This is a genomic window from Salinisphaera dokdonensis CL-ES53 (assembly GCF_040361215.1).
GTDB classification, from domain to species: Bacteria; Pseudomonadota; Gammaproteobacteria; order Nevskiales; family Salinisphaeraceae; genus Salinisphaera; species Salinisphaera dokdonensis.
This window is the reverse complement of record NZ_APND01000001.1, coordinates 25,799-42,080: the sequence shown is the minus strand read 5'-3', so window position 1 is coordinate 42,080 and position 16,282 is coordinate 25,799. Positions and strand designations below refer to the sequence as shown.

At 63.8% G+C, this 16,282-nt stretch carries 14 protein-coding genes; 4 read left to right on the top strand and 10 right to left on the bottom strand.

The features are described 5' to 3' along the window. Positions 1-33: 33 nt before the first annotated feature. The 3 genes from SADO_RS00210 to typA all read right to left on the bottom strand — a co-directional run bounded on the left by SADO_RS00210 (position 34) and on the right by typA (position 4,414). Positions 34-798: an SIR2 family NAD-dependent protein deacylase gene (locus tag SADO_RS00210; protein WP_353108260.1), complete on the bottom strand. Its 765-nt coding sequence runs from the start codon at positions 796-798 to the stop codon at positions 34-36. Positions 799-881: 83 nt separating this feature from the next. Further along, the gene (locus SADO_RS00205) at positions 882-2,465 is read right to left on the bottom strand and encodes a GNAT family N-acetyltransferase (RefSeq protein ID WP_353108259.1); all 1,584 of its coding nucleotides are present in this window, start codon (positions 2,463-2,465) and stop codon (positions 882-884) included. 116 nt (positions 2,466-2,581) lie between these two features. Next, positions 2,582-4,414 (bottom strand): translational GTPase TypA, encoded by a 1,833-nt coding sequence (gene typA / locus SADO_RS00200; RefSeq protein ID WP_353108257.1) that lies wholly within the window; start codon positions 4,412-4,414, stop codon positions 2,582-2,584. Positions 4,415-4,558: 144 nt separating this feature from the next. Here typA and SADO_RS00195 point away from each other — a divergent pair, with 144 nt between their 5' ends. Next, on the top strand, positions 4,559-5,788 hold the full coding sequence (locus SADO_RS00195) for an MFS transporter (protein WP_353108256.1): 1,230 nt from the start codon (positions 4,559-4,561) through the stop codon (positions 5,786-5,788). Between the two features lie 23 nt (positions 5,789-5,811). Here SADO_RS00195 and SADO_RS00190 read toward each other — a convergent pair whose 3' ends face one another. Continuing rightward, positions 5,812-7,122, bottom strand: coding sequence for an Nramp family divalent metal transporter (locus SADO_RS00190; RefSeq protein WP_353108255.1), 1,311 nt, complete (start codon positions 7,120-7,122; stop codon positions 5,812-5,814). Between the two features lie 164 nt (positions 7,123-7,286). Here SADO_RS00190 and SADO_RS00185 point away from each other — a divergent pair, with 164 nt between their 5' ends. Both SADO_RS00185 and SADO_RS00180 read left to right on the top strand, forming a co-directional pair. Further along, positions 7,287-9,230, top strand: a complete 1,944-nt coding sequence (locus SADO_RS00185; protein ID WP_353108254.1) for a metallophosphoesterase family protein — start codon at positions 7,287-7,289, stop codon at positions 9,228-9,230. A 92-nt stretch (positions 9,231-9,322) separates the two neighbouring features. Continuing rightward, positions 9,323-9,772 (top strand): EF-hand domain-containing protein, encoded by a 450-nt coding sequence (locus SADO_RS00180; protein WP_353108253.1) that lies wholly within the window; start codon positions 9,323-9,325, stop codon positions 9,770-9,772. 15 nt (positions 9,773-9,787) lie between these two features. Here the strand turns inward: SADO_RS00180 and SADO_RS00175 are convergent, their stop codons facing one another. Further along, positions 9,788-10,834, bottom strand: coding sequence for an alpha/beta hydrolase (locus tag SADO_RS00175; RefSeq protein WP_353108251.1), 1,047 nt, complete (start codon positions 10,832-10,834; stop codon positions 9,788-9,790). Positions 10,835-10,943: 109 nt separating this feature from the next. Beyond that, a complete protein-coding gene (locus SADO_RS00170) occupies positions 10,944-11,306 on the bottom strand; it encodes a putative quinol monooxygenase (protein WP_353108250.1) in 363 nt (120 codons plus the stop codon). A 214-nt stretch (positions 11,307-11,520) separates the two neighbouring features. Here SADO_RS00170 and SADO_RS00165 point away from each other — a divergent pair, with 214 nt between their 5' ends. Continuing rightward, the gene (locus SADO_RS00165; protein ID WP_353108248.1) at positions 11,521-12,519 is read left to right on the top strand and encodes a diguanylate cyclase; all 999 of its coding nucleotides are present in this window, start codon (positions 11,521-11,523) and stop codon (positions 12,517-12,519) included. A 19-nt stretch (positions 12,520-12,538) separates the two neighbouring features. On the opposite strand, the gene pip is transcribed toward SADO_RS00165, so the two are convergent. The 4 genes from pip to SADO_RS00145 form a co-directional block, all read right to left on the bottom strand. Next, positions 12,539-13,513, bottom strand: a complete 975-nt coding sequence (gene pip, locus SADO_RS00160; protein WP_353108247.1) for a prolyl aminopeptidase — start codon at positions 13,511-13,513, stop codon at positions 12,539-12,541. 65 nt (positions 13,514-13,578) lie between these two features. Continuing rightward, complete coding sequence (locus SADO_RS00155) at positions 13,579-14,904, bottom strand: hypothetical protein (RefSeq protein ID WP_353108246.1); 1,326 nt, start codon at positions 14,902-14,904, stop codon at positions 13,579-13,581. A gap of 63 nt (positions 14,905-14,967) precedes the next feature. Next, complete coding sequence (locus SADO_RS00150; protein ID WP_353108244.1) at positions 14,968-15,609, bottom strand: 3-oxoacid CoA-transferase subunit B; 642 nt, start codon at positions 15,607-15,609, stop codon at positions 14,968-14,970. Then, on the bottom strand, positions 15,609-16,280 hold the full coding sequence (locus SADO_RS00145; RefSeq protein ID WP_353108243.1) for a 3-oxoacid CoA-transferase subunit A: 672 nt from the start codon (positions 16,278-16,280) through the stop codon (positions 15,609-15,611). The genes SADO_RS00150 and SADO_RS00145 overlap by 1 nt, the downstream gene beginning before the upstream one ends. Positions 16,281-16,282 lie beyond the last annotated feature (2 nt).

Sequence of the window (16,282 nt, the reverse complement as noted above, 5' to 3'; positions counted from 1 at the left end):
GCCGGAAAGGCCCGGTTTTCACAGTGTTCGAGCTTAGCGGGCTGCCGGCAGGCCGTCGAGCGTGTTTGCGATCGCCGGCAGCGCAACGCTCGCACGGTCGGCGATACGAATATCGACTGCGGACGACGCCGCGGTCGGCTCGGGGTTGATCTCGATTACGGTCGCAGGACCTGCGACCGCCTGCTCCACAAGCGCAGCCGCGGGGTAGACCTGGTTCGAAGTCCCGACCACCAGTACGCAGTCGCAGCGTCGGAGCTCGTCCTGGGCGCGATCGAGCGCTTCCATCGGCAGCATCTCGCCGAACCAGACCACGCCGGGGCGCGTGAGCGTGTCGCATTGCGGACAACGCGCCAGGGGCGCGCTTTCGTCCGGCTCGGCCACCGGCAGGACGGTTTCGACCGCACAGTTCGGGCATCGCTCGATCCAGATATTGCCGTGCAGCTCGGCGATGTCGCGGCTACCGGCTGCGGCGTGCAGACCGTCCACGTTCTGGGTTGCGATCGCGACGGGCAGATGGCGCTCGAGCGCGGCGATCGCCTCGTGCCCGGGATTGACGCCGCCACGCGCAATCAGCGCGCGCCGCCAGCGATACCAGCCAAGCACGCGCTCCGGTTGGGCCGCGAATGCTTCCGGGGTGGCCAGGTCCTGCGGCGAGAACTGTGCCCAGAGGCCGGTCTGCGCTTCGCGAAACGTGGGGATGCCGGATTCGGCGGAAATACCGGCACCGGAGAGTACGAGCAGCCGCTTGGCGCGGGCGATTGCGTACGCCGCTGCATCGGTCGGTTCGTGCTGGGTCATGAAAACAGGCCGACGCCCCGGAAGGCCATTAAAGAATGCTGCGGCCCATCGTAAGGGCCGCAGAACACTTCGTCACATGCGCGTCAACGGCGCGAACGCGGTGCCTTCACCGGGCGACGGCGCGGCATCCATTGCACGTGATACAGATCGTGGCGCCGGTCCAGCATGTTCTGGACCGAACCGGTCGTGCGGGCGTCCTGGAGCACGTCCAGGCGAACGTCCGCGATCGCCACCATTTCCACGTTGGGCGTGGTGTCGGCGGCAATGCCGTCGCGGGCAAAAGCGAAGTCGCAGGGCGTGATGATTGCGCTCTGGCCGTAGTGCAGATCCATGGCGTGAATACGCGGCAGGTTGCCGACGTTGCCCGCGGTCGCGACATAGATCTGGTTTTCGACCGCGCGCGCATGCGCCGAATAGCGCACGCGTAGATGGCCGTTGCGGTCCTCGGTGGAGAACGGCACGAACAGCATGTTGATGCCCTGATCCGCCAGATGGCGGCACAGCTCCGGGAACTCGCTGTCGTAGCAGACCAGCACACCGATCGGGCCACAGTCTGTCTCGATCGCGTTGAGCGAGTCGCCGCCGACGATGTTCCAGTAATGGCGCTCGCCGGGCGTCGGGTGGATCTTGGGCTGCTGGTATTCCGAGCCGTCTCGCAGGTAGACGTAGGCGATGTTCTGCAAATCCTCGCCGACCCGGGTCGGGTGCGAACCGGCGATTATGTTGATGTTGTATTTGACGGCCAGCGAAGCCATCAGCTCGCGGAACTCGTCGACGAAGTCCGCCAGGCGCTGGATCGCGGCGCGATGGCGCAGCTCTTCGTTCTTGATCGATAGCAGTTGGACCGTGAACAGCTCCGGGAAGACCACGAAATCCGCCTTGGCGTCTGCGGTCTCCTGTACGAAGTAGGTCACGATCTGGGCGAATTCGTCGAAGGAATCGATCGCACGCTGGCCGTATTGCACGGTGGCGATACGTACCGTTGCCGGGCGCTGCAGATGCACATGCGAGTCGCCGGCGACGTCTTCGCGGTATTTGTATTCCGGATTGCGCCAGAGCAGGTGGGCGCCGTAGCCCATGGAGGCTTCATCCGGCGGCAGGTAGTTCGGCATCACGCCCAACAGCTCATAGCCCTGGTTGAGCTGGAAGCTCAGGACCGAGTCGCGGATTTCCTTGTTCTGGACCGCTTCGACATAGGCCTCGGCGCTGCCGTACGTCTTGTACCGGCGCTTGAGGCCGGGCAGGCGGCCCGAAAAGACGATGCCCTTCAGGCCGAGCTTCATGCACAGGGCTTCGCGCTCGCGATACAGGCGCTGGCCGATGCGCAGGCCGCGCGCTTCGGGGTCGACACAGATCTCGTAGCCGTAGAGATAGTCGCCGTCGATATCGTGGGTCGAACCGTAGCCGTTACCAGTGATCCGCGCCCAGGTGTGCGGGCGCATGACCTGATCTTCGGGTAGACACAGCGTGGCGCAGTAGCCGACCACCTGGTCTTCGTAGACCGCGACCAGCTGGCCTTCCGGGAAGTTGTTGATCTGCCCGCGCAGCTCGTCGAACGTGTAATCGTCGAGGTTCGGGTAGGTGCGCTGGACGACCCCGTTGATCGCCGGAATATCGGACAGCTTGGCGGTACGGACGATCAGGCGCGAACGGCTTTGACTGGGCATGGGCAGCAATTCCCCGGTAACGATGAACAACCGCTGCGCACGATAACGCAGTGGCGGTGCCGATAGTTCAAGCCGCCGCCGACTTCACGCCGGCGACGGCTCGAGCGCCGCGTCGATCAGCTGGCGCGGCCGGCCTTCTTGCGCTCGTGCTCCTTGAGCCAGCGCTTGCGCACGCGCACGTTTGCCGGCGTGATCTCGACGAGTTCGTCGTCGTTGATGAACTCGAGCGCCTGTTCCAGCGTCATGCGCAGGGGCGGGGTAAGGTTGATGTTCTCGTCGGTGCCGGCCGCACGCACGTTGGTGAGCTGCTTGGCCTTGAGCACGTTGACGGTGAGATCGTTCTCGCGCGAGTGGATCCCCACGACCATGCCTTCATAGACCTCGTCGTTGGGCGAAACCATCATTTTGCCGCGGTCCTGCAGGTTGAACAGGGCGAAGCCGACTGCCTTGCCGGCCGCGTTCGAGATCAGCACGCCGGAGTGGCGCTGGCCGATCGCGTCGCCGCCGCGCGGGCCGTAGTGATCGAACACGTGGGTCACGATGCCGGTGCCGGAGGTGAGGCTCATGAACTCGGTCTGGAAGCCGATCAGCCCGCGTGACGGGATGATGAACTCCAGACGGGTGCGGCCGTTGCCGTCCGGCTGCATGTTGCGCAGCTGACCACGACGCTGGTTCAGGTTGTCGATGACCGCGCCCTGATGACCGTCCTCGATATCGCAGATCAGCAGTTCGTAGGGTTCGTGGATCTCGCCGTCGACCTCGCGGGTGACGACTTCCGGGCGTGAAACCGACAGCTCATAGCCTTCGCGGCGCATGGTTTCCAGCAGCACCGAAAGATGCAGCAGACCACGGCCGGACACCTTGAAGCGATCCGGATCGTTGCCGGTTTCGACGCGCATGGCCACGTTCGATTTCAGCTCGCGGAACAGGCGCTCGCGAATCTGGCGCGAGGTGAGATAGTCGCCGTCCTTGCCGGCCAGCGGTGATTTGTTGACCTCGAAGGTCATGCTCATGGTCGGCTCGTCGACGGTCAGCGCCGGCAGCGCCTCGGGCGCGCTGGTATCGCAGAGCGTGTCCGAGATATCCAGGCCGTCCATGCCGGTCAGGGCGACGATGTCGCCGGCCTGGGCCTGGTCGACTTCGACGCGGTTCAGGCCGAGAAAGCCGAATACACCGGCGATCTTGGCGTTACGCGTGTTGCCTTCGCGATCGACGATCGTGATCTGCGTGGCGGGCTTGATCGCGCCACGGGCGATACGGCCGATGCCGATCTGGCCCACGAAGCTGTTGTAGTCCAGCGTGGTGATCTGCATCTGGAACGGGCCGTCGGTTTTCACCGGCGGCGCCGGCACCCGGTCGGTAATGGTGCGGAAAAGCGGCTTCATGTCGCCTTCACGCACGTCGTCCTCGAGGCCGGCGTAGCCGCTCAGCGCGGAGGTATAGACGGTCGGGAAGTCTAGCTGCTCGTCGGTGGCGCCGAGCGAGTCGAACAGGTCGAAGGTCTGGGTCAGCACCCAGTCCGGGCGCGCGCCATCGCGGTCGATCTTGTTGATGACCACGATCGGCTTGAGGCCGAGCTCGAAGGCCTTTTCGGTCACGAAGCGTGTCTGCGGCATCGGGCCGTCGACCGCGTCGACCAGCAGCAACACGGAATCGACCATCGACAGAACACGCTCGACTTCGCCGCCGAAGTCCGCGTGGCCGGGGGTGTCGACGATGTTGATGCGGTAGTTCTCGTCGGAATCCGGGTCGCGCCACTCGATCGCAGTGTTCTTCGAGGTGATCGTGATCCCGCGTTCCTTCTCCAGATCATTGGAGTCCATGATCCGGTCGGCGACGTCCTCGCGCGCTTCGAAGGTGCCGGACTGGCGAAGCAGGCAGTCGACCAGCGTTGTCTTGCCGTGGTCGACGTGGGCGATAATCGCGATGTTGCGAAGATTTTCGATCATTAAGTGTGCGCTCGGGGCGTAGGGAAAAGCGCGCGCATTATCCAGTATTAGGGGCGTCCCGGCCAGCCGTGCCGCCAAATCGACTGCGTCCCTGTCTCAAGAAAGCGTGAATATCGCTGTAACGTGCATGCGATAATCACGCTCATGAGCGTTTCCAGCACGACACAGACGTCCGACGCCACGCCGCGCGGGATGACCCGGGGCAGCGCCTCCTATCGGCGCGCGAACATCGCCTTGTTCGCCGCCGGGTTCGCGACTTTTTCCTCGCTTTACAGCGTACAGCCGTTGATGCCGCTGTTTTCGAAAAATTTCGATATCACGCCGGCGGTGAGCAGTTTGTCCCTGTCGGCGAGCACGGGCGTGCTGGCTTTTACGTTATTTCTCGCTGGCCTGATGTCCGAGGCGATCGATCGCAAGAGGCTGATGAGTGCCTCGATGGTTGCCTCGGCAACATTGTCGGTTGTCGCGGCCTTCGCGCCCGGCTGGGGCGCCTTGCTGGCGGCACGCGCGCTCGAAGGTTTCGCGCTGGGCGGGGTGCCGGCGCTTGCGATCGCCTATCTTTCGGAAGAGATTGAGCCCGGAGACCTGGGGTCGGCAATGGGCCTGTATATCGCGGGCAGCGCGTTCGGCGGCATGAGCGGTCGCGTGATGGCCGGCGTCATCGCGGATATCGGCGGCTGGCGTGCCGCAATTGGTGGTATCGGCGCGCTGGGCTTCATCGCAGCGGCCGTATTCATGGTGATGCTGCCGCCGTCGCGGAATTTCACCGCGAAAAAGGGCCTCAAGCTGGCAGACCACTTCGCACCCATCGCGCGCCATCTGCGCCATGGGGCGTTGCCGTGGCTATTCCTCAGCGGTTTTTTGCTGATGGGCTCTTTCGTGTCGGTGTACAACTACATCGGCTATCGGCTGGCCGAGCCGCCGTTCTCGCTAAGCCAGACGGCGGTGGGTGCAATCTTCGTCGTCTATTTGCTGGGCATCGTCGCATCAGCCGTGTTCGGGCGTCTCTCCGATCGTTACGGGCGGGCGCCGGTCATGGTGGCCGCGATCGCGCTGATGAGTCTGGGACTGGTCTGCATGCTCCCGAACTCGCTGCCCGCGATCGTGCTCGGTATCGCGCTGCTCACCGTCGGCTTCTTTGCCGGCCATTCGGTCGCCAGCGGCTGGGTCGGCCCACTCGCGGAAGGCGGCAAGGGTCAGGCGGCCGGACTTTATCTGCTGGCCTATTACCTCGGTTCGAGCGTGGTCGGCTCGCTGGGCGGCGTGTTCTGGTCGGCCTATGGCTGGTGGGGCGTTGCCGGCATGGTCGCCGCTCTATTGCTGGTCGGGGTGGCCGCGACGGCACAACTCATGCGCTGGCAAAGCCGACACTGACGCGGTGGCTGTTCAAGTTGTTTCTAGGCTGAAAAACCACCGGCAAACGTTTGACATAGAAGAAACATGTTTAGCGCGATGACCACCGCTGCAATACTCCATGCGAGCAGGGTCGTCGCGCGGCGATTGACCAGTGGGCCCATCACGTCGCGATTCGAGCAGAACAGCAGCAGCGGAATCAGTGCGAACGGGATACCGAAAGACAACACCACCTGACTCATCACCAGCGCCGTGGTCGCATCCACACCCATGGCAAGAATCGCCAGGGCCGGCGCCATGGTGATCATGCGTCGCGCAAATAGCGGAATGCGCCGCTTGATGAAGCCCTGCATCACCACCTGGCCGCTCATCGTGCCGACCGAAGAGCTGGAAAAGCCGCTGGCCAGAAGCCCCACGCCGAACAGCGTCGCGGCGAGCGGGCCGGCGTAGTCGCCCAGATGCTGGAACGCGCCTTCGAGCGTGGAAACGTGTACGTCCGCGCCGAAGAACAGGCCGGCCGCCATGATCAACATGGCGGCATTGATCAGTCCGGCCACGCCCATCGCAATGAGGATATCGGCGAATTCGAAACGGAAGATGCGCCGGCGCTCGTCGTCGTCTCGACCGACCACGCGGCGCTGCGTCAGCGCGGAATGGAGATAAATCACATGCGGCATCACGGTCGCGCCGAGGATGCCCGCGGCCAGCATCACGCTCTCGCTACCCTGGAACGCCGGCACGAGGCCGAGGCTCAATTCGCCCATGTCGGGCTGTGCGACATAGACCTCGTAGGCAAAGGACACGATCACCACGCCGACGAGTGCCGTGATACCGGCTTCGAGCGGGCGAAAGCCGCGCCGTTGCAGTTCGAGCAGGCCAAACGAGAACACGCCGGTGATCACCGCGGCCGGAAACAGGGGGATCCCGAATAATAGATAGAGCCCCAGCGCGCCGCCTATGAACTCGGCCAGATCCGTGGCAATCGCGATGATCTCGGCCTGTATCCAGAGCCCGATGGTCACCGGGCGCGGGAAGCGTTCGCGACAGACTTCAGGCACGTTCTTGCCGGTCGCAATGCCCAGTTTGGCCGACATGGTCTGGATAAGAATCGCCATGAGGTTGGAGACGATCACAACCCAGAGCAGGAGATAGCCGAAGCTGGAACCGGCCTGAATGTTGGTCGCGAAGTTGCCGGGGTCGATATACGCGACCGCAGCAATGAAGGCGGGGCCCAGAAAAGGCCAGAGGCCGCGCAGGCCGCGATGTCGCCCGTCGAGGGCGGCCTGGGCTGCGGTAATGGTGGCCTGTTCGCCGGGCAGTCTATCCAGCGAGTCGCTAGTGGACTCGGCGCTCATCGAGGATCAGGCACACGTAACACCGGGAGCGTTGGCTGGGGCCGCCAGCGCAACGCATAGCCGAAGGCTTCAAAACTTAGCATCGGCTAAAAATAGCGCTGACGGCTTGATCGGTCAAGGAAACCTGCGCTGGCGCTTGTCGTCCGGGGCCGTACAATCACGACATGCAGGATTCGACGCAGAACCCCGAGACGAACCCGAGCGACGTGCTCGCCGGCCCGATTCTGCGCCAGGCGCATAGCTCGCGGCTGGTGCTGTGGCTTGCGGTACGGCATCCCATGCCGTTGAAACTCGCGCTGTATCGCGACGACGACGGGGGGCGTCAGATCCCGGACGATCTTGTTGTGCTGGACGGCTATCGGCGTGACCTGCAGATCGGCACCGACGCCTGGCTAGTATTCATCGATGTGGATCTGGACGCGGCAGGCGTCGAGCCTCTCGCGCAGCGGCGCGCGATTGGCTACGACTTGTTGTTGGGCGACGCGGAAACGTCGCTTGCCGTGATCGAGCCCGGTCTCTGCTATCCCGGCGAGTCACGTCCGCGTTTCGTGATCAAGACCGAACTGGACAGCCTTTTACACGGTTCCTGTCGTCGCCCGCATCATCCGTCGGGCGATGGTATGGCGCGCGCTGATCGCTGGCTTGCCGAGCGGCGCGACAACAGCGAGGCGTGGCCGGTCGCCGTGTTGCTGACCGGCGATCAGATCTATGCCGACGATGTCGCCGGGCCGCTGCTACGCGCGATCCATACGGTGATCGCGCAACTCGGCCTCTGGTCCGAGACCCTGGAAGGCGCGACGCTCGACGACAGCGACGCCCTCTATGCCTGTACATCGTGCTATTACCGGCGCGACGAACTGCTGCCGCAGGAGAAGACCAGCCGCGACCTGCGCGATCGTTTCTTCGGCGGCACACGCAAGCCGGTATTCACCTCGGCTTCATCCGGCAATCATCTGATCACGCTCGCGGAAGTGCTCGCGATGTATCTGCTGTGCTGGTCGGACGTGCCTTGGCGCGGACTCGAATACAGCCGCCCCGCGCTCGACGAGGAGGAGTCCGCGATCTACGACGAGGAGGCGGTCGCGATCGATAACTTCGTCGCGGAGCTGGGGGCCACGCGTCGCCTCATGGCCAATAGCGTCACCGCGATGATCTTCGACGACCACGACGTCACCGACGACTGGAACCTCACTGGCGAATGGATGGATACCGCCTATGGGCACCCGTTTTCGCGGCGCATCATCGGTAACGCGCTGGTCGCCTATCTGCTTTGCCAGGGCTGGGGCAATCGCCCAGAAGTGTTCGAAGACTCGGTCTGGCCCCGCGTCGAGCACTATGCCGAGCGCCGCGATGCCGAGTCGCAGGACGCGTTGATCGACTGCCTGCTCGAATTCCGCGGCTGGGACTTCATCCTCGACACCGAGCCCGGCGTGGTCGTTCTCGACACCCGCACGCGGCGCTGGCGGCGCAGCCGGCGACCGTCCATGCCGTCCGGGTTGATGGACTGGGAAGCGCTCAGCGATATGCAGACGAAGCTCATGGACCGCCGCAGCGTGGTCATGGTGTCTGCGGCGCCGATCTTTGGCGTGAAGCTCATCGAGAATATCCAGCGCATCTTCACCTGGTTCGGCAAACCCTTGATGGTGGATGCCGAGAACTGGATGGCTCATCCCGGCGCGGCTTACACGCTGCTCAATATCTTTCGCCACGGCAATACGCCCAAGAACTTCACCATCCTGTCGGGCGACGTGCATTATTCGTTCGTCTACGACGTGACGCTGCGGTTCTCGGCCGCCCACCAGAGGATCTGGCAGATCACCAGCAGCGGTGTGAAGAACGAGTTTCCGCGCAAGTTGCTCGACTGGTTCGACCGGCTCAATCGATGGCTTTATGCACCGTATTCGCCGCTGAACTGGTTTACCAAACGCCGGCGCATGCGCGTCAATCCGCGTCGGCCGAGCCCGGCCAGCCACGGCGAGCGCCTGGTCAACGGCGCGGGTATGGGCTATGTGCGCTTTAATCCGGCCGGCCAGCCGATCGAGATCCGCGAGCTCGGCGTGGACGATTCTGATGTCGTATTCGAGGTCAGCGACGAGGAAGAGGTGTGAGCGGCTGAACATTATCTAGTGGCTGTTGCCTTAGGGGCAGGGACGCGCCGCCAGCGATGTCCGTATGCGATCCACCCATTGGAGATGACCCCGTGACCGTGACGAAACCGGCCTTGACGCTTGCCGTGACGACTATCGTGTTAGCAGCCCTGCCTGTCACAGCTTGGGCCGAGAATGCACTGGCCGCGCTCGACACGAATGGAGACGGCGTCATCGGTCGCCAGGAAGCGGTGTCGGCACAGGTCGAATCGTTCCGTCGTCTGGACGAGAATGAAGACGGTCAGATCAGCCTTGATGAGCTCGAAGCCGGCCAGGCAACGCCGGAATCGGAACAGCCGCCGCGTGACGTCCAGCGCGCCCGTGACAAGGCACGCGAGCGCTGGTTCAAGAATCTCGATCGCGACCAGAGCGACGGTATTTCGCTATCCGAGTACCAGTCGGCGATGACCCCTTATTTCGATCGGCTCGATGCCGATAGCAACGGCGTGCTCGACGGCCCCGAACTCAAACGCGCCATCGGCATGGACGACGCCGACCGCTAGCCGGCCAGACCCGCGCTATTGCTGAAGCGCGCGTGCCAAGGCGTCGGCCCCCTCGGTAAGGGCTGCGTCACCGCCGGCCACCGCGCCGGCGAAGTTCAAAAAGCCGTGAATCATGGTGGGCTTGCGCGAGACCGTAACGTCCACGCCCGATGCCTTCATGGCTTCGGCATAGGCTTCGCCTTCGTCGCGCAGAGGGTCGAACCCGCCCGTGATCACGATAGCCGGTGCCACGCCGCTGGTATCGCCGTAGATCGGCGACACACGCGGGTCGCTGTTGTCCACCGACTCGGGGATGTAATGCCCCCGGAACCAGTCCATTGACGATTTTTCCAGGAGAAACCCCTTGGCAAAAGTCCGCACGGATTCTCGATCCTTGGCGAAATCGACCGTGGGATAGAACAGTAGCTGGAAAGCGGGCGGCACGGTGTCCTTACGTGTGGCCTGGGCCACGACGGCCGCAAGATTGCCCCCGGCGCTGTCGCCACCGACCGCCAGGCGGTTTGCATCGACGCCCAGCTCGTCTGCACGGACAACAATGTCGCGAAAGGACGCGATGGCGTCCTCGACGCCGGCCGGGGCCGGATGCTCCGGTGCGAGCCGATATTCCACGGAGATCACCACACAGTTCGCGCGTTCGGCCAGGGCGCGACAGACGCCGTCGTGCGAGTCGACCGAGCCGATCACGAAGCCGCCGCCATGGTAGAACACGAGTGCACCGGCCTTTGGCGGACACGCCGCGGGGCGGTAAACGCGCGCCGGCAACGGTCCGGCGCCGCCGGCGAGTTTGACCTCGCGGGTCTCGACCGGCTGCTCGGTGCCGGGCTCGAGGAGCTGGCACTGTCCTTCCATGAGCGCGCGCTCGCGCTCGACCGCGCGGCCGCCCAGGGCCGCACCGCCGCGTAGGTTCTGCAGGCGCAGCAACATCTGCGTCTGCACGTCGAGCGTCTGGCCGTCCAGCACAACGGGGCGCCCGGCCAGAATGCGCAGCAGCGCCGCGGGGAGGTTGAGCGTAGTGCGGGCCAGGCCGCCTTCAATACGGCTGGCAAGAGTTTGTGCCTTCATGATCACCCGAGGTCTGACAAACCGGCGGCCAGTAAACTGACCGCGTGCATTGTCAGAAGTCTAGCGCATTGCGCATCGCCCCGCGTTGAGCTCGCCTGACGCCAACCCGTTACTGGTTGCGGAATCCGTCGGCGAGCACATAGAACTCGACGTCCATGCCCGACAAGGGCTCGCGGAGTTGATCCAGTTCCGATTGCGGGCCATGGAGTTCCAGGCGGGTGAGCGTAGCCACCTCCTGGGCTTCGGCGAACAGGGCGCCGACATTGTCCAGATGGGCGAGAACCCCGGCAGCGCCGTCGTAGCCTTCGCGGCAGGTGGCCTTGTTGCCATCGAAAAGAAAACCGTAATACAGGCAGGCCGGCTCGGTGCGCGATGCCTCCACGAAGCGCTCTACCAACCCCATGAATTCTTCCATGCGGTCTTCAGGTACTTCGAAATAGGGTGCGATCGAGCAGCAGTTATCGGTGGCCATGACGTTGTCCTTGCGATGGAGAGTGCTAGCCGAGCATAGACCCAGCGCGTACGTCGCGGCTAGCCATGTCTAGCGGCTGAAGGTGTCGATTTGCGTCACGCTGTAGTTCGGTACGGTCCAAAAGGTGACAAAAACGGGCTAAGTACAGTTCGTGATTTAATTGCGCACATGATGCTGGTGTACTCACTCGCTTTGCGTGGGATTCGATGACCCGATGATCGACCTGAACTTGTTACAACACGCCGTTATGGACTCTCGTGACGGTATTTCGATTGCTGTCGCGGGGGAGGTCGATACTCCGCTGATCTTCGTCAATCCCGCGTTCGAGCGAATGACGGGTTATAGCTACGACGAAGCGGTCGGGCGCAATTGTCGGTTTCTGCAACAAGGCTATGTCGATCCCGATCAACGAGAAGCCATGCGGGCTGCGGTAGCCAAAGGCGAGGGATTTTCGGAGGTGCTGCCGAACTATCGCAAGGACGGCACGTTGTTCTGGAACGAGTTGAGTGTTTCTCCGATCCACGACGAACACGGCACAGTTACCCATTACATAGGCTTCCAGAAGGATGTGACACAACGCGTGTTGCTGGACGAAAAGCTGCGCGCGCGCAATCGCGATCTGGAATCTGCCAAACGCGCGTTAGAGGAATTGGTCACGCTCGACGCTCTCACGGGTGTCTACAACCGCCGCCATTTCGACAGCCGTATGGGCACGCTATGGAAGATATCCGCACGCACGGCGGAATCCATGGCGATCTTCTTCATCGATATCGATCACTTCAAGGCCTATAACGACCATTTCGGTCACCAGAAAGGCGACGAAGCCCTCATCGATGTGGCCCAGACGTTGGCAGAGAGTTTCCAGCGCGGTTCGGACTTTCTTGCCCGTTACGGCGGTGAGGAATTCGTGGTGGTAGCCTGCGGTATGGACCGGCAACCGGCCGGCTATTTCGCCGACGAGCTGTGCCGCCGTATCCGTGATCTGGGGATCCCCAATCCGGACTCACCCAGTGGTCGGTTGACGATCAGTGTGGGCTACACCGTTGTCATCCCGCAGCCGGGCATGGAGGCCAACGCCGCGGTCAAACGCGCAGACGAAGCTCTGTTCGCCGCAAAGCATGCCGGTCGCAACTGTGCCCAAAGCGCGCCCGCGCCGACGCCGTCGGTCACGGTGCGAGAGAAGCGCGTACAGAAGACCAGTTCGGGTAGCTAGCGCGAGCCCTCGGGCGCGTTCAGATGGATCGAAAGGCGTCGGTCGCTTCCAGCAGCTGATGCCGATTGCCCGGTTCGAATGCCGAATGGCCGGCATCCGGCGTGATGCGCAGATCGGCTTCGGGCCACGCTCGGTGCAGGTCCCAGGCGTTGGCGAGAGGACAAACGACGTCATAGCGGCCGTGCACGATCACGGTCGGAATATCGCGGATCGCGTCGATATTCCGTAGCAGCTGGTCATCGCGCTCGAAGAAGCCGCCGTGTACGAAGTAGTGGCACTCGATACGCGCGAAAGCCAACGCAAACTGGCTTGCCGTCGTAGTGCTCATGTAGTCACGGCTGGGCGTCAGATAGCTCGTCGCACCTTCCCAGCCGGACCAGTGCCGGGCGGCGGCCAGGCGCACAGCCTCGTTGTCGCTGGTCAGGCGACGATAGTAGGCGCTGATCAGATCCGCCTGCTCGCCGGCCGGTATATGGTCGCGATAGGCCTCGAACACGTCTGGAAAGAGCGCACTCGCGCCTTGCTGATAGAACCACAGCATCTCTGCACGCCGCAGCATGAAGATCCCGCGTAGCACGAGTTCGGTCACGCGTGCCGGATGGCTCTGGGCATAGGCCAGCGCCAGGGTCGAGCCCCAGGAACCGCCGAATACCTGCCAGCGCTCGATGCCGAGCTTTTCGCGTAGGCGTTCGATATCGGCGACCAGATGCCAGGTTGTGTTGTCGACGAGATCTGCATGGGGCGTCGACCGGCCACAGCCACGCTGATCGAACAGCACGATCCGATAGTGATCGGGATCGAAGAACCGTCGGCTGCTCGGCCCGGCGCCCCCGCCCGGGCCGCCGTGCAGGAAAACCACCGGCTTGCCCTGCGGATTGCCGCACTGCTCGTAGTAGAGCGTGTGTCGATCGTCGACCGCGAGCTGGCCGCTGTCGTAGGGCTCGATTTCGGGATAGAGCGGGCGATGGTCCGTGCGCTGCGCGGTCTCGGTCATGCGGATGGTTATCCTGCGGATTCAGCCGCTCAGGCTATCATCGCCGACAACGCGGCTGTCTGTGCTCAGCCGGGCATGAGCACCAGCGTGAGGACAGCGGCAAGCGTTGAGGCCAGCGTAAGCGCCATTAGCGAAAGTCTCGAGCTCCAGCCGACGGTGATACGCCAGTTGTCGTAACCGGTCAGCCGCTGTACCAGCAGTGCATTGGCCGAATAGGGCGTACCGGCGATCGTCAGCCCCCAGCCACACACCATGGCAACAGCCAGCCCAAGCCCGGCGCCTTCCGGCCAGAGCTGGCCCGATAGGCCGCCGACCATGGTGACGAGAATCAACGGATTGATGCCCACGAGGCCGCCGGCAAACAGTGTCCACGGCAGGCCGAGCGCGATCGCCGGAAACGCCCAGGCGGGCAGTTCGAACGCGGCGCCCAGGTGGCTCGAGACGAACGCGCTCAGGGTCGCGCCCAGAAATGCCGAGCCGCAGATGATCGCCAGCTCGTTGCCGATGCTGTCCATGCGCGGCGGCACGCGCCGGCCCGGGCTCCCGGCCAGGCCGAGCGCAACCACCAGCAGGCAGCTGCAGGTGACGGCCTGGGCATAGGCCAGGCCGAGAAGAGCGCGGGAAACGAATGTGCCGATACAGATCAGCGCGATGCAGCCGCCGAAGAACAGCCACGAAGCAAGCACGTGCTCCGGCGCCTGGCGTTCTTGTTCGCCCGGCGTATCGTTCTCGACCTCGCGAAAGGCAGTGCCGAACAGCAGATAACCGGCGGCGAGCGGGAAGGTCAGCCCGAGAAGGTGCCAGCCGTGCAGGCCGGGAACCAACGTGAGAGTCAATACGACCGCAATCGAAAGCGGCGAACACAGCGATGCGGAGCCGAAGCCACGCAATACCGCCCGGGCGGCGTTGCGGGTGCCGTGGGAATCGCCATGCGACGTGATCTCGCGGCCGATCAGGGTGGAGACGACGCTTACCGAGCCGAAATTCAGCGGCATGGCCAGAAACAGGGTGCCGAAGGTGATGCTCAAGTAGCGCGTGAGCGCGCGCCCGGCGAACAGATGCTCGGAGATGACCGCCAGGTGATGCGAGTTCCCCAGCACATGCGCGAGCAACATCACGGCCACCACCAGCGCGGACAGGCGCGTGATGGTCATGAAGCCGTCGCCGAGCAGCGCCGGATCGGACACCAGTGCGGCGCCGGTCGCGATCAGCACGGCCGTGATGATCACTCGCGGAATGCGATTGAGCCGCGGCCAGGCCAGCACGATCGCAAGCACGGCTGCCGGCGCGCCAACGAACCAAGCCAGGCGTTCATCGCCCGCGACGCCGGCCGCGAGCGCAACATAGATAAGCGCGCTGCGTAGCGCGCCGAGCGGATCGGCAATCGCCACTAGCGTGTACAGCCGCAGTTTTTGCCGTCGCCGACGCGCTCCAGCATCCGGGACACGGGCCCGCTAGGCCTGCGGTAGCAGGCGCGTGCCGGTGACGGCCTGGACATCCTCGAAGCTGTTGTCGCCGAACAGCTCGATCACGCGCGGTCCTTCGGGCGTGATCTCGATGACGGCCAGGTCGGTATAGACACGACTGACCACATGCGTACCCGTGAGCGGATAGGTACAGGCATCGAGAATCTTCGCGGCGCCGTCCTTGGTGGTATGGCGCATCAGCACGTAGACGGTCTTCGCGCCGACCGACAGATCCATGGCGCCGCCCACGGCGGGCGGGTACTTCTCGTTGTCGGTTGCCCAGTTGGCGAGGTTGCCGTCGGCCGAAACCTGAAAGCCGCCGAGTACGGCGATATCCAGGTGGCCGCCGCGCATCATCGCGAACGAATCGGCGGTATCGAAGTAACAGCCGCCCTTGATCAGGGTGACGTGCTGCTTGGCGGCGTTGATCAGGTCCGGATCCTCGGTGCCGGGCTCCGGCGTCGGGCCGACGCCGAGAATCCCGTTCTCGCTGTGATAGATGACTTCGCGGCCTTCGGGCACGAAGTTGGCGACCATCACCGGCATGCCGATGCCGAGGTTCACGTAACTGCCGTCGGGAATATCCTGGGCCAGGCGTTCGGCCATCTGTTCGGGGGTACGGCGTTCCATCAGACCAATCCTTCCTGTGCGACGACGCGATCGACGAAGATGCCCGGCGTAGCGACGCTCTCGGGATCCAGTTCGCCGAGCTCGACGATGTGTTCGACTTCGGCAACGGTGGTTTCGGCGGCCATCGCCATCACCGGATTGAAGTTGCGCCCGGCGGTGTTGTAGGCGAGGTTGCCCCACTTGTCGCCCTTGTGTGCCTTGATGAGCGCGAACTCGGCCTTGAGCGGGCGTTCCAGCACGTAGCCGACACCGTCGATCTCGCGCGTTTCCTTGCCCTCGGCCAGCTTGGTGCCGTAGCCGGTCGGCGTGAAGAAGCCACCCAGACCACCGCCGGCGGCACGCATGCGTTCGGCGAAGGTGCCCTGTGGCATCAGCTCCAGCTCGATCGCGCCTTCCTCGAACATGCGCTCGAACCAGATCGAGCCCTGCGAGCGGGGATAGCTGCACACGACCTTGCTCACCAGCCGGTCGCGCAGCAGGGTGGCAATACCGATCTCGTGCGAGCCGGCGTTGTTGGAGATCACGGTCAGGTTGTCTGCGCCGTGCAGGCGCAGCGCCTCGATCAGCTCGAATGGAATGCCCGAGCTGCCGAAGCCGCCGATCATCACGGCATCGCCGCTCTTGATGCCGGCGATCGCTTCGCGCATGGACGCGATTCGCTTGTCTATCATCC